Origin of the sequence: Chryseobacterium sp. BGARF1 (assembly GCF_001677955.1) — a bacterium.
GTDB lineage: Bacteria > Bacteroidota > Bacteroidia > Flavobacteriales > Weeksellaceae > Chryseobacterium.
This window is the reverse complement of the sequence record NZ_LELA01000103.1, coordinates 1-386: the sequence shown is the minus strand read 5'-3', so window position 1 is coordinate 386 and position 386 is coordinate 1. Positions and strand designations below refer to the sequence as shown.

The following is a 386-nucleotide window of genomic DNA, read 5'->3' as shown; positions in this document are numbered from 1 at the left end:
GACCAAAATCTTTAAAAGTATTACAGAAGTTAACAGATATTAATTTAAAAGAATTAGAATCTTATAGTTTCACTATTGATGAATTCGCTCGTATTCCGAATGTTTTGATCTCAAAAACAGGATATACAGGAGAAGCTGGGTTTGAAATCTATGTAGAGAACAAATACGCAGCTCATCTATGGGAAGCTATATTTGAGGCAGGAAAAGATGAAGGTATTGAACCGATTGGTTTAGCCGCTAGAGATACATTGCGACTTGAAATGGGGTATTGTCTTTATGGAAATGATATTAATGATTACACTTCGCCTTTGGAAGCAGGTCTTGGCTGGATAACAAAATTTACCAAAGATTTTATTTACAACGGATTTTTAAAAATTCAAAAAGAA

The 386-nt window shown here is 32.9% G+C and carries 1 pseudogene; it reads left to right on the top strand.

Annotated features, from left to right (window positions below):
* A pseudogene (locus AB671_RS18675) lies at positions 1–386 on the top strand (glycine cleavage system aminomethyltransferase GcvT); the annotation flags it as partial.